Genomic DNA, 21,234 nt, shown 5'->3' with positions numbered 1-21,234 from the left:
ACCCTCACCCTAACCCATTGGTAGTCAGCGCCTTGAAAATCGTTCGGCGCAACTGACCCGGTTGTTTGTACATGGCGGGCGCAGCTCTTCAGTTGTTCTGCCGTTGCGCCTCGATCTCGCGCCATTTCGCGACATTGCGGTTGTGCTCTTCCAGCGTCTCGGCAAAGGCGTGACCACCCGTACCATCCGCAACAAAAAAGACGAAATCCGTCTCGGCCGGCGCAACCGCAGCCTCCAGACTCGCCATGCCGGGGTTGGCAATCGGGGAAGGCGGCAAACCCTCGATAACATAGGTGTTCCAAGGGGTTCTGCTGCGCAGCTCGCTTTGGCGCAAACCACGGCCCAACACGCCCTGACCCTTTGTCAAACCATAGATCACCGTTGGATCAGTCTGCAGTCTCATGCCACGGTTCAGTCGATTGACAAAGACGCTCGCAACTTGCCTGCGCTCTTCGGCAACCCCGGTTTCCTTTTCGATGATCGACGCCAGAATCAGCATTTCTTCGGGGCTCGCCAAAGGCAGACCCTCCTGCCGACTCTCCCACGCCGCAGCGATCCGCAGCTCCTGAACTTCCTGCATCTGCGTCAACAGTGCCGTGCGGTCCGCACCGGAAACCACCTCATAGCTGTCGGGTGCCAGCATACCTTCGTCAGGGCGCTCGGTGATTTCACCGCTCAACACATCGATCGCATTCAGCGCTTCGACCACCTGCCAACTGGTCACGCCCTCGGCCAGCGCTATACGAAATCGGGTATCCGCGTCGGTGCGTTTGGCTGTGTATCCTTCGGGTGCCTCTTCGGTGGTCGGATCAAACGCGGCAATCTCGACAAACTGATCCGTCGCCGGATCAAGTTCGCGCACACGCGCCTCGGTCCGGGTCACACCCACGAGATAGACAATCTCTGTGCCACAGGTGCTGGCCCCGCCACGTGTGACCTGATCGACGATTTCCTCCATCGACGACCCCGGCTTTATCAAAAAGCTACCGGCCTTTAGCTGACTGGCCTTTTCGGCATAGTCCGCCCCAAGTCGAAAGATGGTGCTGTGGCTCACTGCACCCTGCGTTTCGAGATCGCGGCTCACCTTGCTCATGTTCGAGCCACGCTCTACTCGCAGGCAAATCGCCTCACTCAGCGGACCTTCGACAGTGTATTGTGATTTCCCCCACAGCACGACACCAACCGCCAGAAACAATCCGACGACCAAAAATGTCAGCATGTTAGAGGCGAGACTGCGCCACATCAGCCAACTTTCCCAAAGACAACACTGGCATTGGTGCCACCAAAGCCGAACGAATTGGACAGCGCCACGTTGATCTCTCGTTCGCGCTTGGCATTCGGAGCGAGGTCAACAGCGGTCTCGACGGCCGGATTATCCAGATTGATTGTCGGCGGAGCCACTTGATCACGAATCGCGAGGATCGAGAAGATCGCCTCAATCGCACCCGCTGCACCCAACAGGTGCCCGGTCATCGACTTGGTGGACGACATCGTCACCTTTGATGCCGCATCCCCCATCATCCGCTCAACCGCACCCAGCTCGATGGAGTCGGCCATTGTGCTGGTCCCATGGGCATTGATGTAATCCACATCCGCAGGTTTCAGCCCTGCCCCGTCCAGTGCCGCACGCATCGACCGTTCGGCGCCGTCACCGGTCTCCGAAGGGGCGGTGATGTGATAGGCATCGCCAGACAGACCATAGCCCAGCACTTCTGCATAGATCTTGGCCCCGCGCGCCTTGGCGTGTTCGTATTCTTCCAGAACAACCACACCAGCGCCCTCGCCCATCACGAATCCATCCCGATCCGCGTCATAGGGACGGCTCGCCGCCTGTGGATTGTCCGCAAACTTGGTGCTCAGCGCTTTGCAGGCATTGAACCCGGCAATACCGATCTCGCAGATCGCGGCCTCAGCCCCACCTGCGATCATAACGTCGGCGTCGCCATGCTGAATCAGCCGCGATGCATCTCCGATGGCGTGCGCGCCAGTCGAGCAGGCCGTCACCACCGAATGGTTTGGTCCTTTGAACCCAAACCGGATTCCGACCTGTCCGGAAATCAGATTGATCAACGCACCGGGGATAAAGAAGGGCGAGACCCGGCGTGGTCCACGCTCCTTGATCATCACTGCCGTATCCGCGATCGAACTCAGACCACCGATACCCGATCCGATCATCACGCCGGTGCGCAGGCGGTCGGCCTCGTCTTCAGGCGTCCAACCGGCATCGTGGCAAGCCATATCCGCAGCTGCGATTCCATAGAGGATGAAATCATCGATCTTGCGCTGTTCCTTGGGCGCCAGCCACTCATCGGCGTTGAACGTGCCATCGCTACCATCGCCAAGCGGCACTTCGCAGGCATATGTAGTGGTGACGCCGCTCGCCACGGCATCAAATTGCTTGATCGGGCCAGCGCCTGATTGCCCGGCTAACAGCCTGGACCAGCTTTCCTCAACTCCGCTTGCCAGCGGTGTCACCAATCCCAGTCCGGTTACGACTACTCTGCGCATGACGGTCTTTGCCCCTTTTGCCATTGCGAACCGCTCTTACCCTGCACCGGGGCATGGGGGCAAGAGCGCAGCGCACCGCGATGCGGCACCTTTCCGCGCTCTATGCGGTGGTTACGGTCTGTAACACTTTACAGTTAGACAGTCAGCGTCCTACTGAAATTCGGCAACCGGCTCTGGTCCGGGCTGCGCAATTCGCAATGCCTCGCCCAGATCGACGCTCTTGCGGAACAGCGCCCGGCCGACCAACGCCCCGGCAATGTTGGGGACATAGGTCAGCCTTGCAATATCATCTACTGATCGCACCACCCCGCTCGCGATGACGGGCGAGCGTGCATGCGCTGCCAAGCCGGCAATCAAGCCCAGCTGTGCCTCGACCTCATCCATATCACTCTCGATATCCGTGATGATGATCCCGGCAAAAGGTGCATCGCCAAAGGCATCGATAAAGGCTTCGGGTGTCCAGGCGCTGGCTGATCTCCAGCCTTCGGTCATCACCTGACCGCGCCAGACATCAACCGCCAGGACGATCTGGTCGGGGTGAAACTTGGCCAGCTCGCGCGCAAGCTGTGGATCACGCGCCGCCAGCGTCCCAATCACAATACGGCCTGCGCCCTTGTCGATCCAATGTTCCACCATCTCGCGACTGTGGAACCCACCTCCCAGTTGCACAGGAATGCCAGCGCTGCGGATGATCTCGTGAACCAGTTCGGCATTGTCAGTACGTCCCTCGACCGCATCGAAATCTGTCAGATGCATCCAGCTCGCGCCAGCCGCTGCAAAGCCATGCGCGGTTTCAACCGGATCCACATGCCAGATCAATGGCTCGTCAAGCCGGCCTTTGGCCAGCGTCACGCAGCGTCCACCCTGCAACCCCATTGTCGGAAATATCAACATGACCTTGCCCCCGATGTTGGTCATCAATTTCAACCAGAGGGTACCACAAAGCGGTTGGTGCCGTCGCATTTTTTCGGCGCTGTCCGCTCTATTTGCGGCGTCAGCCGACCGTCGGCGGTCCGTTTCTGCGCAAAAGGACAATCGATTCGCCGCAGCATTCGGTTTCCCGCATCTCTTCATAGCCCAGATGCGCCGCCAGATTCAGTGACGTGGTGTTCTGCGCACCGACCCGGGCCACCAGCGTTCCGGGGATGACCCTGTCAAACCAGTCGTGCGCCGCCACGGCCGCTTCTCGTGCCAGCCCGCGCCCCCGCGCGTCAGGTGCCAGGATCCAGCCCGCTTCGGGAAAGGGATCGTAATCTTCGCCATAGGCGCAAGCGCTGAAAAAAAATCCGGTCTGACCAACCATGATTCGCGTCCGTTGCTCGATCACGGCCCACTGCCCGAACCCGGTCATTTCCCAGTGGCCGGCGTTGCGAAGAAACGCATCCCACGCCTTGCCACGGCTTGTCGGTTGATCGCTGCTGTTTTGCGCTACTTCAGGCGTTGCCCAGATCTGGGCAAAGCGATTGAAATCTTCGGGCTTCATCGCGCGCAGGATCAGGCGCGACGTATTGATATTGGGAATTGAACGGATCATTGCGCCGTTTCTTGTCTGCTTGCCTCAACTCCAAGATGTCTACAGAATCCCGGTCGACGCAAGAGCCACAAGGCGCATCAGACAAAAAAACGGCGCTTCCCACTGGGAAACGCCGAATCTGTAATCCGTTTGGAACGGTTCAGGACGCCGAGTTGATGAACTTTACTGCGTCGCCGAAAGTTTGGATGGTTTCAGCCGCATCATCCGGAATCTCGATGCCGAATTCTTCTTCAAAGGCCATGACCAACTCAACGGTGTCCAAGCTGTCTGCGCCCAGATCATCGATGAACGAAGCGTTTTCGGTCACTTTGTCCTCTTCAACACCCAGATGTTCTACAACGATCTTCTTCACGCGGTCTGCGACGTCGCTCATGTTACTTCCTCATTCCATTGCGGGCTTTTCGCCCAAGTCTGCCCTCGCCCGCTCGGGGTCGGTTGGTATCGCCCGATTGGGCGGCTCGTTCCCGGCGTTCCGGGTATGACAGCCGGACGTTGTACCGCCGCCTGTCAGGATTGCGCCGCCTATAGCACAGAGTTGCAAATAGGCAAACGCTTTCGAAAAGACCCAATCACTTCATCTTTAGGTCTAGAACCTGCCGAAAAATTGTCCTTTTTCGGAGATAAACTGTCCTCAGTCGCGAAACAAGGGCCGAAGGCCCGGGGGTACAACATGAAACCCTTGACTGCAGGGCAAATGCCGCAAGGAGACAATTCGATGATTCAATTGCACGAAGCGCAAAGCCTGCTCCTCCTCCTCGCTGTTCTGATCCTCAGTTTCCTCGTGCTTCGCCTGCTGCGACTCGGGTCATCCGGGTCAGACAATCAGGACAAGCGCTGAAGCGGCCTTACAACATGGCCATGCCGCCATTCACGTGCAAGGTCGCGCCAGTCACATAACCCGCTTCGGGGCTGGCCAGATACAAGACAGCCGCGGCAATCTCGTCGGCGTCGCCCATTCGCCCCGCTGGCACCTGCCCCAGAATACCAGCTTTCTGATCCTCAGTCAGTTTGTCGGTCATCGCAGTCGTGATAAACCCCGGCGCAACCGCATTCACGGTAATGCCCCGGCTCGCGACCTCATAGGCTAGGCTCTTGGACATACCGATCATGCCGGCCTTTGATGCCGCATAGTTGGCCTGCCCCGGATTGCCCGTCGTCCCGACGACCGAACTGATATTCACGATCCGTCCCCACCGGGATTTCATCATGCCGCGTATCACGCCCTTGCACAGCCGGAAGGTAGACGTCAGGTTCACGTCAAGCACGCTCTGCCATTCGTCGACCGACATGCGCATGAACAGGTTGTCGCGCGTGATCCCGGCATTGTTTACGAGGATATCCACTGCGCCCATCGCCTCGATCGCCTGCTTGGGCAACGCATCGACAGCCTCCGGGTCGCTCAGATTGCAGGGCAACACATGCGCGCGCTCACCAAGCTCTGCCGCCAGCGCCTCAAGCGGTTCCACCCGCGTGCCCGACAAACCCACAGTCGCGCCAGCTCCGTGCAATGCCCGCGCGATGTCACCGCCGATACCACCTGATGCACCAGTGATCAGCGCGCATTTTCCCGTCAGATCAAACATCTCGTTTTCCTTTTCTTCTCAACCGAGGCTCTCGGCGGCTGCCTTCACATCATCCGGCGTACCCACGGCCTTGCATGTTATCTCGCGATTGATCTTGCGGATCATGCCTGACAGCGCTTTGCCTGCACCGATCTCCCATGCCTCCGAAACCCCTTGTGCCCCCATGTACTCAACGCTCTCGCGCCACCGCACCGCACCGGTCACCTGCTCGACCAAAAGGGCCCGGAGCGTATCCGGGTCACTGACCGCCTCGGCCCGTACATTTGCCACCACTGGCACTGCCGGAGCCTGAAACGCCACGTTTGCAAGTGCTTCGGCCATCACATCCGCCGCAGGCTGCATCAGTGCACAGTGAAACGGCGCACTCACCGGCAGCATGACCGCGCGCTTTGCGCCGCGCTCTTTGGCGATCACTGCGGCACGTTCAACCGCCGCCTTGGCACCGGACACCACGACCTGTGTCGGATCATTGTCGTTCGCCGCCTGACAGACGTCGCCCTGCGCTGCCGCCTCGGCAACCTCGCGCACAGCAGCCAGATCCAGCCCAAGGATCGCGGCCATCGCACCCTGACCTACCGGCACCGCATCCTGCATCGCCTGGCCGCGGGTGCGCAGCAGCTTGGCGGTATCGCCAACGCTCAATGCCCCGGCCGCTGCGAGTGCGGAATATTCGCCCAGTGAATGCCCGGCCACAAACCCGGCTGCCGAAATTGTTACCCCTTCGGCCTCCAAGGCCCGCATCGCCGCCATCGACGTCGCCATCAACGCCGGCTGCGCATTTCGCGTCAGGGTCAGATCAGCAATTTCGCCCTCCCAGATTAACGCGCTCAGCTTTTCGTTTAGCGCGTCATCTACTTCGTCAAATACTGCCTGCGCCTCAGGGTACGCGGCGGCGAGCGCCTGCCCCATACCTATCGCCTGTGCGCCCTGACCGGGAAAAACAAATGCTTTGCTCATGTAATGCCTCCAAATACCCGTCTTTGGCATATCCCGCCGCGCTAATAGAGGCAACGGTACACAACCCTGTGCGTCCTTGCGCGCCTTCTGTGCATGCCCGCCGTTGTGCCTGCGATCAAATTCCCTATCTTCTCCGAAACCGCCTGCGGAGAAAACGATGGCACTGAAAAACACCTCGATCCGGTACGGTGCTGTCAGCAAGAGCTTTCACTGGCTCACCGCGCTGTTGATCCTGACCGTGATTCCCCTTGGTCTGATTGCGCACGATATGGCGCACGACCTGAGCAATCCCGAGGTGGCCAGCACCCAGGATGACATCCTGCGCACAGCACTTCTGTTCTCGATGCATAAAACCACGGGTGTGCTGATCTTTGTCGTGGCCCTCGCCCGCATCCTCTGGGCCTGCACACAGCCAAAACCAGCACCACTGCACCCGGATCGCCGTCTTGAGACCTTTCTGGCCGAGACCGTGCATTGGCTGCTCTATGGCTCTCTTGTGCTCGTTCCCCTGACGGGATGGATTCATCATGCCGCCACGGTCGGCTTTGCGCCAATCTGGTGGCCATTTGGACAGTCGCTGCCGTTCGTTCCCAAGGACGAGGCCGTCTCAGAACTCTTCGCCACGCTTCATATGGTACTGGAACGGGTTCTTCTCGTGTCGCTCATTCTGCATATCGCAGGCGCGCTCAAACACCAGATTGTTGATCGCGATTCCACGCTGCGTCGAATGCTGCCCGGCGACGGCGTTATCGAGGAAACCGCCACAGGCAAAGCGCATCTTGCACTGCCTTTCGCTGCCGCACTTGCTACATGGTGTGCCGCGCTTGGCATCGCAGCTTTGCTCGGGCTTTTCGCTCCAGAAACGCGACATACAACGGCAGAAACGAACACCCCGACTCGGGTCACCGAATCCCCGGCAGAGCCAGCAGCGACGAACCAGACCGCCGACGCCGCACCGTCCGGCTGGCAGGTCACCGAAGGAATGCTGGCACTCTCTATCACCCAAATGGGCAGCACCGTCACTGGCCAGTTCGACGACTGGACCGCCGATATCATCTTTGAAGACCCTACAGCCCCCGGCCCCGCCGGAAACGTGGAGGTGAGCGTCGCGATCCCGTCTCTGACATTGGGTAGCGTCACGCAGCAGGCCATGGGTCCGGACTTCTTTGATGCCGAGACATTCCCCGCCGCTCGGTTCGCCGCAGACATAACCAAGACCGAAACCGGCTATGTCGCCACCGGGCCGCTCACCCTGCGTGACGTGACAATCCCTGTGACATTGCCGTTCAATCTGAAACTTGAGGGCGAGACCGCAACAATGAACGGCACACTGACGCTCCAGCGGCTCGACTACGGTATCGGTGCAAACATGCCCGACGAAACGTCGTTGGGATTTGCCGTGGATATCAATGTTTCGCTCATCGCTACGAAACCTTCGGCCAGCGACTGATCAGTCAGCACCTATGTCTGCAGAGCCAGCACCGCGGGAAATTGCCGCGATCAGCAAACAGCCAGCTGGCGTTAACTGCCCTACTGTTCCTTGAGTTCCGAATTGATCACGATGCGGATTTCGTCCGATCCCATGGGTACGAACGCGCCCATGTTCCACTCGGATCGCTTGATCGTCGCAACAGCGGTCACCCCCAACCACTTGCCTGCGAAATACTTGAAGTATTTGCCAACCGGATGTTCGCCCACATTGTGAACGGTGACATCGAATTCGGCCTCCTTGGTCACATCTTTGATCGTCAGATCGCCTTTGACCTTCAACTGCTTTGGGCCGACCTGCTGAAAGGAGGTCGAGTTGAAGCTGAGCAACGGATAGTTTTCGACATCAAAGAACGTGTCGCTCCAAAGATCATTATTGAACCGCTCAACACCGGTTTCCATGCTGCTGACCGGGATCGTAAAAAACGCGGTCGAACTCGGAACGGAATCCAGCGAAAAGTTCAGCGAGCCATCGACCTCGGTGAATTCAAGCGATTGCTCTGAAAATCCGGCGTGGTCCCAATAGACGCGAACTTCGGTATGTTCCGGGTCCACCATCCAGATTTCTGCCTGCGCAGCCGAAGCCATCGCAAACGCCGCAAGCACACCTGCCGCAATCGTCTTTCTGCTCATACAATCCTCCGGGAAAACTCGGCCACCCTATCCCGACAACGTTGCGCGCTTGACGCACAGGGAACAAGACCGCAGGGCAAAAAAATACCGCGGGCCCAATGCAGACCCGCGGTAAATGAAGCGATCAGCTTTCGTCGCTGCCGGTTGCTTTTTGTGCCTCGACCGAGATTTTAAGCTCGACCTCGTCGCTTACGTAAGGCGCGAACATACCCAGATTATAGTCGGAACGGACCAATTGCGTCGTCGCGTCAAATCCGGCCCAAGGCGTGTTCGCCATCGGGTGCATCCCCGCCTGGTTCAGCTTGGTATCCAGAACGACCTCTTTGGTCACTCCGTTCAGCGTGAGATCCCCGGTGATGAGCGCGGTATTCTCTCCGGTCACTTCGATTCCCGTGGAGACAAAGGTGATCATCTCGTCATCAGTAGCGCCAAAGAACTCCGGCGACATGAAGTGCTTGAACCGGTCTTCCCAGCCCGTCAGCATCGACGTGACAGGCATGGAAACTTCGACACTCGACGCTTCAGGCACGTCAGCATCAAAGCTGATCTTGCCTTCAAAACCCGAGAACATGCCCCAGGTCGTCGAATAGCCTAGGTGGTTGTAGCTGAACAGAACCTGACTGTGGCTGGGGTCCAGTGTGTAGGCTTCTGGTTCGGCGGCAGCCGTTGTCGCGACAAGGCTAAGTGCAGCGGCAAAAAGGATGGGTTTCATATTCTCAGTGTTCCTCTTGGGGATCAGGGTATCTCTCACCCGACCTACCTATGCGTTGTCGGCGGGAAACCAACTCTGGAAAACCAAACAGGATCTGTGAGCAGATGAACAGTGCCCCAACGGATTGTAATCCCGTGTGAACAAAGAGCCGTGAATTGTGCCTGAAACATCGGCCTTTGTGTCAGATTCTAAAGGGTCTGGTTGCAATCGGCCATGCAGGTAAGCGCCGGAACGCTGTCCACGTAGAACAACGGCGCATCTCGGACTTGCCCTGATTGCAAATCAGTGTATATGGAGCGTTCCTTTCGCAACGATCTGAACCGCGCAGTCTCTCGTGGCGGGGCCGCGAAGGGATACTGGCCCCACCTTTGAAATGCGCCTTGAAACAAGAACAGGAGTCAACATGCCACTCTATGAGCATGTCATGATTGCGCGTCAGGATCTGTCCAACACGCAAGCTGAAGGCCTTATCGAACATTTCGGTGCTGTGCTGTCCGACAACGGCGGCACGCTGGTCGACCAGGAATACTGGGGCGTCAAGACCATGGCCTACAAGATCAACAAGAACCGCAAGGGCCACTATGCCTATCTGCGCACCGATGCCCCGGCACCGGCCGTTCAGGAAATGGAACGCCTGATGCGTCTGCACGACGACGTCATGCGGGTTCTGACCATCAAGGTTGACGAGCATAAAGAAGGCCCGTCGGTCCAGATGCAAAAGCGTGACGAACGCGACAACCGCCGCGAACGCCGCTGATCAATAGCTTGAGAAAAGGACTGTAAACCATGGCAGCCAAACCATTTTTCCGCCGCCGCAAAGTCTGCCCCTTCTCGGGCGACAATGCACCGGCCATCGACTATAAAGACACACGTCTGCTGCAGCGCTATATCAGCGAACGCGGCAAGATCGTTCCGTCCCGCATCACCGCCGTATCGGCCAAGAAGCAACGCGAGCTGTCCCGCGCCATCAAACGCGCACGCTTCCTCGCCCTGCTGCCCTACGCCGTCAAGTAAGGAGAAAGCACATGCAAGTCATCCTTCTGGAACGTGTCGCAAAGCTGGGCCAAATGGGCGACGTCGTAGACGTCAAAGCGGGTTATGCGCGCAACTTTCTGCTGCGGCAGAAAAAGGCGCTAACCGCCAGTAAAGCGAACATCGCAGCGTTCGACGAACAGAAAGCGCAACTCGAAGCGCGCAACCTAGAAACCCGCAAGGAAGCCGAGGCGCTTGGCGACAAGCTCGACGGTCAGCAGTTCATCGTGATTCGTTCGGCCTCCGACGGCGGCAACCTCTACGGCTCTGTCACACCACGTGACGCCGCTGATGCCGCGACCGAAGCCGGGTTCACCATTGATCGCAAGCAAGTCCTGATCCGCCTGCCGATCAAGGCATTGGGCCTGCACGAAGTCGAAGTGAACCTGCACCCCGAAGTCGATGTCACGATGAAGCTGAACGTCGCGCGTTCGCCCGAAGAGGCAGAACTGCAAGCATCCGGCAAATCGATTCAGGAACTGGCCGCAGAAGAAGAGGCCGAGGCCGAATTCGAGATCGCGGAACTGTTTGACGATATCGGCTCTGCCGCATCTGACGACGACGCACTGGCCGAAGCGGCTGGTGTTGACGACGCCGCTGCAGAAACTGACGCGGACGACGCCTCCAAGGCCTGATCTGCTCGTCGGACAAGACACTCACATCAAACCGCGCGTGGCCCTGCCCCGCGCGGTTTTTTTCATGCCTGTGGCCCGGCTCTGAAGCGTGTCACGCCCGGCGCCTGACGATCAACCAGAACGCATTCACCGCGATCAATGTCAGGCCGCCCAGTTCCAGCACCCAGTTCAATTTGACGTTGCCGACCTGTGCGTTGATGATGGCATCAAAGTGGTGAAACCCGACCGCGCGCACCGCGATAAAGGCCAAGAGCAGAATTAGGCCCAGCAGCATCAGCCAGATCTGCCCAAGATGCCGCCACATCACCCAGACCACGAAAAGCCCAAAGCCGATGCAATAGAGCAGCAGCACCAGGATAAAGCCTACCTGGATCGCCCGCCGGTCCTCGTACCACCCCTGCAATTGTGCCAAGCAGCGCGCACCGGCGGTGAGGGCCGATTGAAGGTCCAGTTGCTTGTTGACCATCAACAACACCAGCAAGAGCGTCAGGCCATAGCCGAAGACCTTCAGCCGCCCCGAAGGTTGCTTGTAAAAGGCCACTGCACACAGCAGCGCAGCAACCCCATAGACCGCGACCGTGGCCCATCCCATCACGCCCGGATCACCGATCGTAGGAGACCAGCTTTCGCTCAGGCATTGTCCGACTTCAGACAGCATTGCAATCAATCGCCTTTGGCATCATCGCCGCCAAATCCCGTTCCACCCTCGATCGGGTCCATACGGATCAGTCGGGAATCCGCAACTGCTGCCTGACGATGCACCATGGCGACACGATACTCCGGGTCTTTCAACATCTCGAGAAATGCCCCGGGCTGCGGATACTCTGCGATAAAACACAAATTCCACTGAAGATCCTTGGGCCCGATCACCATTTGCTCCATCGCGCCACGCCACACGATGCGGCCCCCCACACGCTCGAATACCGGGCCGCTCAGACGGCCATAGGTGGCATACGCTTCTTGGCCTGATGTATCGGTGCCATCTTCATACTCGGCCCGTTCGCGCAGTTTCACGAGGTTCAACATATGTATCGATCCGGCGCGATCATTGGCCTTGAACGCCTCGTAGTCTTCTTTTCCAAATCCCAGATATACCATCCGCTTTCCCTCATCCTGCTCTTGCAAAGAGTGGCCTGTCGCATGGGCAAAAACAAGCCAGCGATCGGCAATCCGCCGCGCAAAACCAACGCCACGCTACCCGCTGCTTGCTGAGAGCCATTTGATCACTAAATTGCGCTCGGATTAACAACTGGATTCTACATTTCATGTTACCGCTGCCCCGCCGTCGTGCGCTGGCCGTGATGGCCATGTGCCTTGTCACGGCAGCATGTGCCACCACCTCTCCGGCCCCTGTTGTCGCGAGCCCGCCTCTTTATCCGAATGAAACGCCGGAACTGCGGGCTCTCATCAACGAATACGCGGATCTCTACGAGATTCCACGCCCGCTGGTGCACCGCCTCGCAATCCGCGAAAGCACGCACCGACCCGGAGCCGTCAACCGCCCCTATTACGGGCTGCTTCAAATCCTTCCGGCAACGGCCAAGTCCATGGGGTTCCAAGGCCAACCCAAGGACCTGCTGGATGCCGAAACCAATCTGAAATACGCGGGAAAATACCTGCGAGGCGCGTGGCTGATCTCGGACGGCAGCTATGACAATGCGGTGAAACACTATTCACGTGGCTATTGGCATGAAGCCAAACGGCGCGGAATGCTGGTCGAGACCGGACTGGTCACCCCCTGAACATTAAGCGCCTGTTTCGGGCTGGGCCGCCAAAGCTGCGGCCCACGCCCTTTGTCGGAGCATCGCTTAGTCGTCGGTGGTCATCACTTTCCAAATGACCGCGCCCAACGCACCGCCGACAAGCGGTGCAATCCAGAACAGCCACAATTGTGAAAGCGCGGGGCCTTCGGCGAAGATCGCCATTCCCGTCGAACGCGCCGGGTTGACCGAAGTGTTGGTGACCGGGATCGAGATCAGGTGAATAAGTGTCAGCGCCAGACCGATTGCAATTGGCGCAAAACCTGCCGGAGCACCCGAGGATGTTGCGCCAAGAATGATAATCAGAAAGAATGCAGTCAGCACGATTTCGATCACAAGCGCCGACATCATTCCGTATTTTTCAGGTGAGGCATCGCCAAAGCCGTTTGAGGCGAAACCGCCGACCCCCTGAAAATCAGCTGTGCCGGAAAACACCACGTAGAGCGTTGCCGCAGCAGCAATCGCCCCAAGGACCTGCGCGGCCCAATACGGCAGCAATTCACCCGCAGGATGACGTCCGCCCACAACCAGACCAAGCGTGACCGCCGGATTGAAATGCCCGCCAGAGATATGACCCACAGCAAACGCCATGGTGAGCACCGTCAGACCAAATGCAAGACTGACACCAAGCCAGCCGATACCGACATCCGCCACACCAGCGGCAAGGATCGCGCTACCACACCCCCCAAAAACCAACCAGTAGGTGCCGAAAAACTCGGCCATCATCTTCTTTGACATCAGTAACTCCTGTTCACAGTGATGTGTTCTCTATACGCACTATTACCTATGCGGCCAAAGAACATACTGGGAAATATTGGCTTTCTGTATCACTTCCTTGAATGTTTACCGCGTCCCGTACGAAAAAGGGCCGCCCACTGGGCGACCCATTTCATCCGAATTGCGGATTGATTATTCGTCTTCCATCGCCTCGACGGCCTTCTGGAGATCGTCTTTGCTCACCTCTTTGTCGGTGATGCTCGCCAGTTCGAACACATAGTCCACGACCTTGTCTTCAAACAGCGGCGCGCGCATTTGCTGTTGCATTTGCTGGTTTTGCTGAACGAACTCAAAGAACTGACGTTCCTGACCCGGATACTGACGCGCCTGATTCATGATCGCCTGAGTCATCTCGGCGTCGCTGACTTCGACTTCGGCCTTTTGACCCAGTTCGGCCAGCAGCAAGCCTAGACGAACGCGACGCTCGGCCAGCTTGGTATGCTCATCGGTGGTTTCGATCTCGGGGTGATCGTGGCCCTCGACGTCAGGGTTTTCCTCGTGCCACAGCTGATGCGCGATCTGCTTGGCCTCGGCGCCAACCAGGCTGGGCGGCAGATCAAAGGATACGATGTCATCCAGCGCATCCAGCAACGCGCGTTTCATCACAGCACGGGCCGCGCCGGAGTACTCTGCTTCCAGACGTTCACCGATTTGCGTTTTGAGAGCGGCAAGATCCTCTGCACCAAATTTCTTGGCCAGCTCGTCATTGATCTCTGCAGCAACCGGTTCCTTCACCTCTTTGATGGTGCAGGCAAACACAGCCTCTTTTCCGGCGAGATGCGCGGCCTGATAATCTTCGGGGAAGCTGACGGTAACGTCCTTTTCCTCTTCGACTTTCACGCCGACCAGTTGCTCTTCAAAGCCAGGAATGAAGCTGTTGGAGCCCAGGACCAGCGGATAATCTTCGGCAGAGCCACCTTCAAACGCCTCGTCATCGACCTTGCCGACGAAATCAAGAACAACCTGATCGCCATCCTTGGCTTTGGTGCCTTTCTTGCGGGCTTTGAAATCCTGCGCAGTTTCGGCCAGATTGCTCAAAGCCTCTTCAACGGCCGCTTCGTCTGCCTTTACCACCATCTTTTCCAAAGTGATGGATTTCAGATCGACCTCGGGGATTTCGGGCAGTGCCTCGTAGGACATCTCAACTTCTACGTCGTCGCCCTCTTTCCAATCTTCGTTGGTCATCTTGACGTCGGGCTGCATCGCCGGGCGATCGCCGCTGTCCTCAAAATGCTTGCTCATCGCGCCATCGATGCTTTCCTGCATCGCTTCGCCAATCAGGCGTTGACCGAATTGTTTCTTCAAGAGCGGCATGGGCACCTTGCCCTTGCGAAAGCCTTTCATCTCGACTTCCGGCTGGGCTTCAGTCAGTTTCTCATTGACCTTGTTGTCCAGTTCGGCGGCGGTGACAGTGATCGCGTAGCCGCGCTTCAGACCTTCGTTCAGCGTCTCGGTGACCTGCATCGTGTTTCCCCATAGGTTCCGGTGTGCGCCCCGCGCACCCTTGCGAATTTGGGGCCTTCTATTGGTCAGGGCGAGGCGGCGCAAGAGGCATTCAGGCGCGAACCCCCTGCAGTCGTGGATATCAAAGAAAAACGCGCCCGAAAGGCGCGTTTCATGATCCTGGATTGTGGTCCTGTCGGTTCAGAATTTCCAGCGCGCACCAAAGATAACAGAAGACGCATCCTGATAGCTCTCAACAGGTTCCGACAATTCATACGTGCGATAGCCGAAATAGGCCTGCACATTTACGTTGTCAAAGCTCTGTACCGCGCCAAAGCCAACGGATGTCGCGGACGACCCTTCTGCTGATCTTTCCCTGCCGCGATAATAGTCGACAGACACGGCCGTCTTGCCGATGCTCAGCCAGTCACCTTGGTACCCCAGCTTGCCATAAGTATAGTTGCCCTCGTTCGAACGATCCCCTGAGGCCAACGTGACGCTGACGCCCGAAGTATGCAGAACACTGATGGATCCGATCGTATCATGAAACTTGTCGACAAGCTTTGCGGGCCGGATCTCTGAGTACCCAAGGGCACCTTCAATCTTGTAATCACCAACAGTGTTCTTGTAGCGCAACGAGATGGCGGTCGATTCAAGATCGCTGTCTTCGACCAGGATCTCTTCGCCCCAAGACACCGACAGGGTAAAGTTGGCAAAGCTTGGGGTGTCATAGCGCACCCGACCACGACGCCCTCCGTCAAAATCACTGAAGGAGCCGACAATGAAACGCCCCGATAGCGCACCCGCACTATCCCTGAATTCAAAAGCGCCGGCGGTATCAGGGATACTCACGTAGGTTGCCAGCGTTGTGCCAGACAGATCGACCTCGGCAACGCCATCTGTCGACATGCTGCCCTGCCCTGCATAGAAGGTACCAAAACGATCAGTCTTGAAACTCAGATCAACCTTACGGATGCTCGTCCGCTGCCAGTTGACCGCCTTGGGCGTAAAGATCTGGGATAGGCCGCCAGATTGCCGAAAACCTAGCGCCGTCTCAAAGTTGAATGACAGAACATTTGCGCCATAATCTTGGCGGAGCCAAAGGCCGACGCGGCTGTTGGAAGCGCTGTTGTCGACAAAATCCGAAGTTGTTTCAACGCCATCATCAAACGACAGATAGGCGGGGTCAAGCTGGCCATACAAGAGCACGCTGCCCCCGTTGCCATTCTCGTATTTCATCTCGGCTGCGGCGGTATTGGCCAGAGGCAGCAATGAAGCAATCGTCAGGTTGCGAACGATGGGATGCATTTTCGGTCTCGCATGTTTTTTGGTGGCTGGCGCTTTTGCGTCACCTGTTAACCTTCGGCGGTTAAGTAGACTACGAAGGTATCAGAAACTTCTCGCCATCGTACCATAGCAACATTTCCGCTCGCGTGAAACGTGTGGCGCGTGGTCGCACCGGACTGGTGAGTTCGCGCATCACCACATGCGCGCGAATGCTCGGATCAACGACGCGATGTCTTAGGTGAACAATCCGCCAAACTGGTCGCGCAGAAGGTTCTTTTGCACCTTTCCCATCGTGTTGCGCGGAAGCTCTGGCAGCATCACCAGCTTGCGAGGATGCTTGAAACGCGCGAGCGACTGGCCGACCGCGGCCGCGATGGCATCGGTGTCCGGCGTCGCACCGGGTTGGGCGACCAGCACGCCAACGACAGTTTCACCAAAGTCCGGATGCGGCACGCCGATCACAGCACTTTCCAGCACACCGGGCTGTTCATCAAGAACCAGTTCAATCTCTTTGGGGTAAATGTTATAGCCCCCGGAAATGATCAGGTCCTTGTTGCGCCCGACGATCTGGACATATCCCTGATCGTCTATCAACCCAAGATCGCCAGTGATAAAGAATCCATCCTCGCGCAGTTCCTCGCGGGTCTTTTCTGGCATCTGCCAATAACCTTTGAACACATTGGGGCCACGCACCTCGATCTGTCCGACCTCGCCATCAGGCAGCGACGCACCGCTATTGGCTTCGGTGATCTTGAGCTCGACTCCGGGCAGCGGAAAGCCTACTGTGCCCGCACGCCGCTCGCCCTCATATGGGTTGGACGTGTTCATGTTAGTTTCTGTCATGCCATAGCGTTCGAGAATACGGTGCCCGGTGCGTTCTTCGAACTGAACATGCGTTTCCGCGAGCAGTGGAGCACTCCCCGACACAAAGAGCCGCATATGCTGCACGAGATCGCGCGTGAACCGCGCATCGCCCAGCAAACGGGTATAGAACGTCGGAACGCCCATCATCGCCGTGGCGCGCGGAAGATCTGCAATGACCTGATCAAGATCGAACTTTGGCAGAAAGATCATCGAGCCGCCCGCGATCAAGGTGATGTTGGTCGCCACGAACAGCCCATGCGTATGAAAGATTGGCAGCGCGTGCAGCAGCACGTCGGACTCGTCAAACCGCCAGTAGTCGGACAGCACCTCGGCATTGGACAGAAGGTTGCTCTGCGTCAGCATCGCCCCCTTGGACCGGCCAGTGGTACCCGAGGTATAAAGAAAGGCGGCCAGATCATCGGCACTGCGAGAGATAGTGTCGAACACGACGGGCTTGCCTTGCGCCTTGTCCGACAGCGACCCAGTGCCATCGGCATTCAGGGTTTCCTGTGCAGCACCTGCGGCGTCAGCGACCGAGGCGAGCGCATCCGCATTCGCCCCGTCACAAATCAGAATGCGCGCGCCACTGTTTTCTACGAAATAGGTGACCTCATCCGCCGTATAGGCCGTATTGAGAGGCAAAAAGATGATGCCAGATTGGGCGCAGGCAGCATAGACGGCCAGCGCTTCGGGTGATTTCTCGATCTGAACCGCCAGCCGATCACCGGGCTTTGCGCCAAGATCCGCAAAGACATGGGCAAACTGTGCCGCCTGTTCCAGGAACGCGCTATGAGTAACATTGCGGCCATCGGCAAGGTGCAGAAATGTCGTGCCCTGCCCGGAATAACGCCCGAAAAGCGTGTCATAAAGTGGATTGGCCATGGTCTGCGCCTCTCAAGCGGTTTGTTTCTGCGCTGCCTTCGCCAGTGCGGTCACTTCGGATGAGGCAGCAATCTTCTGGCTGCTGGCATAGCGCTCATGGTTCTGGGTGATCAAGGACAGATCATAAAGGTAATTGACCATGGCTCCGCCAGATTGGGCGAGCCCGTTTTCGGAAACATCCGCTCCAGCATGTACGGCATGCACCAATGCACCGTTTCCAAGATGAAAGCGCGCCACAGGATCAAATGGGGTACCATCTCCCCGCTTTGCCTTCAGCAGGTAATACGCTGCACGTTGGCGCTGTTGCTCAGACGTGTCATCAGGCAGTTTCGTATCGGTTTCCGTGACCCAGCGGCTAAGACCGGGGATCGGTGAGAGCGTTATAAAGGTCTTGAGCCCCGGCAACTCCCGCGAGAGATCGGCCACCACCTGTTTGATCAAGGAATTGCCAAAAGAGATGCCCGCAAGCCCGTCCTGACAATTCGAGATCGAATAGAACACGGCGGTGTCGGCTTCATCCGCCCTGATGATGTCACGCTTGTCGCTGAGCACACCCTGAACCGATGACGCAATCCCTCGCGTCAGCGCCACCTCGACAAAGATCAGCGGTTCATTGGGCATGGTCGGATGAAAGAACGCGAAACAGCGGCGGTCCTCTGGTTGAACGCGGCCGCGCAACTCTTGCCAGCTGCCGATTTCGTGCACGGCCTCATAGGCAATGATCTTTTCGAGGATCCCCGCCGGACTGTCCCAGTTGATCGGGCGCAGGACCAGAAAGCCGCGGTTGAACCAGGAGGCAAAGAGGTGACGAAAGTCGAGATCGACCACCGCCAATTCTGGCGCGTCACGCATCAGCCGCAGCAGATCCTTGCGCATTTCGACCAACCGCCCGGTCGCACCGGGCACTTGGTTGAGCCGCCGGGCCAGCTCCTGACGACGGGCTTCGGATGCGGCAAGAAACGCACGGTACGTGGCTTTGGTCGGAGCGAATTCGTATGCGGCAAGGGTCGTGCGTACCCGTTCGGCATCAATGCCAAGCTGATCCGTCAGAAAGGCAAAGAAAGCATGCTTGCCGTCATCATCAAGTTCGGCATAACGATCCAGAACATGCCGCGCGAGCGTCATGCCCGAAACCTCGCCGGAACTGCCCAGCAACGCTTCGGACAGTTCTTCGATGCTACGACCAGAGTGATCACGTTCTGAGGCGCTGCGATATTGACGCTCAAAGACGGTCGATATCAGGTCCGAAAAAAAGCTCATCTCGCGGCTCCCATCACGACATCGGGCAACCATGTGGCGATCCCGGGAAACAGGCACAATATCACGATCGCAAGCACCATGCAGGCCACGAATGGCAAGGAACCCAGCAGAATGGTCTTGAGCGAGATGTCAGGCGCGATGCCGTTGATGACATAGAGGTTCAGACCGACCGGCGGGCTGATCAACCCGATTTCCATGTTGATGGTCAGAACCACCGCGAACCAGATCGGATCAAACCCGGCGGTGGTGATGATCGGCAACAGGATCGGCGCGGCCATCAGGATCACCGCGACCGGCGGCAGGAAAAACCCCGCGATCAGCAGGAACACATTAACCGCCCCCATCAGCACCCAGCGGTTCACATCCAGCGTCCCGATCCATTCGGCGATGGACTGAGTGATGAAAAGGCTCGACAGCATGTAGGAAAACACGCCCGCAGCGGCGATAATGAACAGGATCATCACGCTTTCCTTGGTGCTGTCGCGCAGCACGACCCACAGGTCACGCGGATGCCACAGGCTGTAGATCACCATCGCGATGACAAGACAAAGCAATGCGCCAACAGCTGCGGTCTCTGACGGCGTCGCGATGCCGCCATACATGGCATACAGAACGCCAAGGATGATCGCGAGAAACGGCAAGACGCGCGGCAGAATTTCAAACCGCTCTTTCCATGTATAGCTGCCCGAGTTCAGTAATGCCGTGTTGCCCGAACGCCAGGTCGAATAGAGCGACCAGGCCATGAACAACCCGACAAGGAGCAAGCCCGGAAACACGCCTGCCAGAAACAGGCGTCCAATGCTGGTTTCAGTGGCAATCCCATAGACGATCATTGTGACCGAAGGCGGGATCAGAATGCCAAGCGTACCACCGGCAGCGATGGACCCGGCAGCAACTCCATCAGGATAGCCGCGCTTGCGCATTTCGGGGATGCCCATCTTGCCAATGGCGGCACAGGTGGCGGGACTGGACCCGGACATCGCTGCAAACAGCGCACAGGCCCCGAGGTTGGAGATCACCAACCCGCCGGGAATGCGGGTCAGCCAGCGTTCCAGCGCCTCATAAAGATCCGCTCCCGCGCGGGTCGAAGCGATGGACGCACCCATGATGATGAACATCGGGATCGACAGCAGCGCGAAATTGTCGAGCTTTCCAAACAGGATTTCCGGCATCAGTTCGAGGCTGCGAATTCCGTCAAACACGATCAGGAAGCCAGCAGAAACGATCAGCAGCCCAAGCGCCACCGAAACCCCGGAGAACAGCACAAGAATGGTGACGACGGCGACGACCGCGCCAAGCAGGAGCGGGTCCATCAGCTGTCCTCCAGCCCGAATGGCGCGTCAACGCCTGTGATCACCGCGATAAGATCGGCGGCGAGCTGGAGCAGCAAGAGGCCAAAACCGACCGGCAGCGCCAGATAAGGGATCCACAGACGCACCGCCCAGACGGTGTCCGATGTCCACCCCCGCGCCCAGGCAAAATGCCAGTAGTCATAGCCGTACCACAGCATGACGGCGACGATTGCGATAGACAGAGACAGGGTGAAAATGGCCAGCACCTTACGCGCGCCCATCGGCAGCGACAGGGGCACCAGATCGACATTCACATGCCCGCGCAGACGCTGCACGTATGGCAACCCGATCAGCGTAGCCGCGACCATCAGATAGATCACCGCCTCGGTCTGCCAGATGGTCGATCCATTCAGCACAAATCGGACAAAGATCATCTGGCAAGTGATCGCAACCGCAAGCACGATCATCGCGGCCGAGATCCATCCAGCCAATGTCGAAAGACCGGCGATTGCCCGCAGGAACGGATTGTTTCCGACCTTGGCGGTGGTGGCCGTGCTGTGACCTGACATGCGTTATTCCCTTGATTT

Annotated in this window: 24 protein-coding genes; 6 read left to right on the top strand and 18 right to left on the bottom strand. The window is 58.0% G+C overall.

What is annotated here, in order from left to right; all coding sequences use genetic code 11:
- Window positions 1-88 precede the first annotated feature (88 nt).
- The 5 genes from mltG to ABJO75_RS20240 all read right to left on the bottom strand — a co-directional run bounded on the left by mltG (window position 89) and on the right by ABJO75_RS20240 (window position 4,415).
- Window positions 89-1,243: an endolytic transglycosylase MltG gene (gene mltG / locus ABJO75_RS20260; protein WP_348134773.1), complete on the bottom strand. Its 1,155-nt coding sequence runs from the start codon at window positions 1,241-1,243 to the stop codon at window positions 89-91.
- Complete coding sequence (gene fabF / locus ABJO75_RS20255; RefSeq protein ID WP_348134771.1) at window positions 1,243-2,508, bottom strand: beta-ketoacyl-ACP synthase II; 1,266 nt, start codon at window positions 2,506-2,508, stop codon at window positions 1,243-1,245. Before fabF ends, mltG begins: the two co-directional genes overlap by 1 nt.
- 150 nt (window positions 2,509-2,658) lie before the next feature.
- Window positions 2,659-3,402 carry a 1-(5-phosphoribosyl)-5-[(5-phosphoribosylamino)methylideneamino] imidazole-4-carboxamide isomerase gene (locus ABJO75_RS20250; RefSeq protein ID WP_348134893.1) on the bottom strand — a complete coding sequence of 248 codons (744 nt, stop codon included), beginning with the start codon at window positions 3,400-3,402 and terminating at the stop codon, window positions 2,659-2,661.
- Between the two features lie 100 nt (window positions 3,403-3,502).
- On the bottom strand, window positions 3,503-4,042 hold the full coding sequence (locus ABJO75_RS20245; RefSeq protein WP_348134769.1) for a GNAT family N-acetyltransferase: 540 nt from the start codon (window positions 4,040-4,042) through the stop codon (window positions 3,503-3,505).
- A gap of 139 nt (window positions 4,043-4,181) precedes the next feature.
- Complete coding sequence (locus ABJO75_RS20240; RefSeq protein WP_316775147.1) at window positions 4,182-4,415, bottom strand: acyl carrier protein; 234 nt, start codon at window positions 4,413-4,415, stop codon at window positions 4,182-4,184.
- A gap of 342 nt (window positions 4,416-4,757) precedes the next feature.
- On the opposite strand from ABJO75_RS20240, the gene ABJO75_RS20235 reads away from it, so the two are divergent.
- Entirely contained in the window at window positions 4,758-4,880 is a 123-nt protein-coding gene (locus ABJO75_RS20235; protein ID WP_348134767.1) for a hypothetical protein, read from the top strand.
- A 7-nt stretch (window positions 4,881-4,887) separates the two neighbouring features.
- Here ABJO75_RS20235 and fabG read toward each other — a convergent pair whose 3' ends face one another.
- Both fabG and fabD read right to left on the bottom strand, forming a co-directional pair.
- On the bottom strand, window positions 4,888-5,625 hold the full coding sequence (gene fabG / locus ABJO75_RS20230) for a 3-oxoacyl-[acyl-carrier-protein] reductase (protein WP_348134765.1): 738 nt from the start codon (window positions 5,623-5,625) through the stop codon (window positions 4,888-4,890).
- An 18-nt stretch (window positions 5,626-5,643) separates the two neighbouring features.
- Entirely contained in the window at window positions 5,644-6,582 is a 939-nt protein-coding gene (fabD, locus tag ABJO75_RS20225; RefSeq protein WP_348134763.1) for an ACP S-malonyltransferase, read from the bottom strand.
- Between the two features lie 157 nt (window positions 6,583-6,739).
- Here fabD and ABJO75_RS20220 point away from each other — a divergent pair, with 157 nt between their 5' ends.
- A complete protein-coding gene (locus tag ABJO75_RS20220) occupies window positions 6,740-8,032 on the top strand; it encodes a cytochrome b/b6 domain-containing protein (RefSeq protein ID WP_348134761.1) in 1,293 nt (430 codons plus the stop codon).
- 80 nt (window positions 8,033-8,112) lie between these two features.
- Here ABJO75_RS20220 and ABJO75_RS20215 read toward each other — a convergent pair whose 3' ends face one another.
- Together ABJO75_RS20215 and ABJO75_RS20210 are read right to left on the bottom strand one after the other, a co-directional pair.
- A complete protein-coding gene (locus ABJO75_RS20215) occupies window positions 8,113-8,703 on the bottom strand; it encodes a YceI family protein (protein WP_348134759.1) in 591 nt (196 codons plus the stop codon).
- 124 nt (window positions 8,704-8,827) lie between these two features.
- Window positions 8,828-9,415, bottom strand: a complete 588-nt coding sequence (locus ABJO75_RS20210; protein ID WP_348134757.1) for a YceI family protein — start codon at window positions 9,413-9,415, stop codon at window positions 8,828-8,830.
- Window positions 9,416-9,818: 403 nt separating this feature from the next.
- Here ABJO75_RS20210 and rpsF point away from each other — a divergent pair, with 403 nt between their 5' ends.
- Genes rpsF through rplI form a run of 3 tightly spaced genes read left to right on the top strand, consistent with a single transcriptional unit; the run spans window position 9,819 to window position 11,082 of the window.
- On the top strand, window positions 9,819-10,172 hold the full coding sequence (gene rpsF, locus ABJO75_RS20205) for a 30S ribosomal protein S6 (RefSeq protein WP_348134755.1): 354 nt from the start codon (window positions 9,819-9,821) through the stop codon (window positions 10,170-10,172).
- A gap of 29 nt (window positions 10,173-10,201) precedes the next feature.
- On the top strand, window positions 10,202-10,429 hold the full coding sequence (gene rpsR / locus ABJO75_RS20200; RefSeq protein WP_138165171.1) for a 30S ribosomal protein S18: 228 nt from the start codon (window positions 10,202-10,204) through the stop codon (window positions 10,427-10,429).
- Window positions 10,430-10,440: 11 nt separating this feature from the next.
- On the top strand, window positions 10,441-11,082 hold the full coding sequence (gene rplI / locus ABJO75_RS20195) for a 50S ribosomal protein L9 (RefSeq protein WP_348134753.1): 642 nt from the start codon (window positions 10,441-10,443) through the stop codon (window positions 11,080-11,082).
- A 91-nt stretch (window positions 11,083-11,173) separates the two neighbouring features.
- On the opposite strand, the gene ABJO75_RS20190 is transcribed toward rplI, so the two are convergent.
- Entirely contained in the window at window positions 11,174-11,740 is a 567-nt protein-coding gene (locus tag ABJO75_RS20190) for an isopropylmalate isomerase (RefSeq protein ID WP_348134751.1), read from the bottom strand.
- 5 nt (window positions 11,741-11,745) lie between these two features.
- Window positions 11,746-12,180, bottom strand: a complete 435-nt coding sequence (locus ABJO75_RS20185; protein ID WP_348134749.1) for a DUF1330 domain-containing protein — start codon at window positions 12,178-12,180, stop codon at window positions 11,746-11,748.
- 209 nt (window positions 12,181-12,389) lie between these two features.
- Here ABJO75_RS20185 and ABJO75_RS20180 point away from each other — a divergent pair, with 209 nt between their 5' ends.
- Window positions 12,390-12,824, top strand: a complete 435-nt coding sequence (locus ABJO75_RS20180; RefSeq protein ID WP_348134891.1) for a lytic transglycosylase domain-containing protein — start codon at window positions 12,390-12,392, stop codon at window positions 12,822-12,824.
- Between the two features lie 66 nt (window positions 12,825-12,890).
- Here the strand turns inward: ABJO75_RS20180 and aqpZ are convergent, their stop codons facing one another.
- From aqpZ to ABJO75_RS20145, 7 genes are all read right to left on the bottom strand, one after another.
- A complete protein-coding gene (gene aqpZ / locus ABJO75_RS20175; RefSeq protein ID WP_348134747.1) occupies window positions 12,891-13,580 on the bottom strand; it encodes an aquaporin Z in 690 nt (229 codons plus the stop codon).
- Window positions 13,581-13,751: 171 nt separating this feature from the next.
- The gene (gene tig / locus ABJO75_RS20170; RefSeq protein ID WP_348134745.1) at window positions 13,752-15,083 is read right to left on the bottom strand and encodes a trigger factor; all 1,332 of its coding nucleotides are present in this window, start codon (window positions 15,081-15,083) and stop codon (window positions 13,752-13,754) included.
- A gap of 180 nt (window positions 15,084-15,263) precedes the next feature.
- Window positions 15,264-16,370, bottom strand: a complete 1,107-nt coding sequence (locus ABJO75_RS20165) for a porin (protein ID WP_348134743.1) — start codon at window positions 16,368-16,370, stop codon at window positions 15,264-15,266.
- Window positions 16,371-16,583: 213 nt separating this feature from the next.
- A complete protein-coding gene (locus ABJO75_RS20160; protein ID WP_348134741.1) occupies window positions 16,584-18,095 on the bottom strand; it encodes a malonyl-CoA synthase in 1,512 nt (503 codons plus the stop codon).
- Between the two features lie 12 nt (window positions 18,096-18,107).
- Window positions 18,108-19,355: a malonyl-CoA decarboxylase gene (locus tag ABJO75_RS20155; protein WP_348134739.1), complete on the bottom strand. Its 1,248-nt coding sequence runs from the start codon at window positions 19,353-19,355 to the stop codon at window positions 18,108-18,110.
- Window positions 19,352-20,668, bottom strand: a complete 1,317-nt coding sequence (locus ABJO75_RS20150; protein ID WP_348134737.1) for a TRAP transporter large permease — start codon at window positions 20,666-20,668, stop codon at window positions 19,352-19,354. Before ABJO75_RS20150 ends, ABJO75_RS20155 begins: the two co-directional genes overlap by 4 nt.
- Window positions 20,668-21,216 carry a TRAP transporter small permease gene (locus tag ABJO75_RS20145; protein WP_348134736.1) on the bottom strand — a complete coding sequence of 183 codons (549 nt, stop codon included), beginning with the start codon at window positions 21,214-21,216 and terminating at the stop codon, window positions 20,668-20,670. Before ABJO75_RS20145 ends, ABJO75_RS20150 begins: the two co-directional genes overlap by 1 nt.
- Window positions 21,217-21,234 lie beyond the last annotated feature (18 nt).

It is taken from the genome of Sedimentitalea sp. (assembly GCF_039973035.1).
Lineage (GTDB): Bacteria > Pseudomonadota > Alphaproteobacteria > Rhodobacterales > Rhodobacteraceae > Sedimentitalea.
Note: the sequence above shows the minus strand (reverse complement) of the source record. Positions and strands in the feature narration are given on the sequence as shown.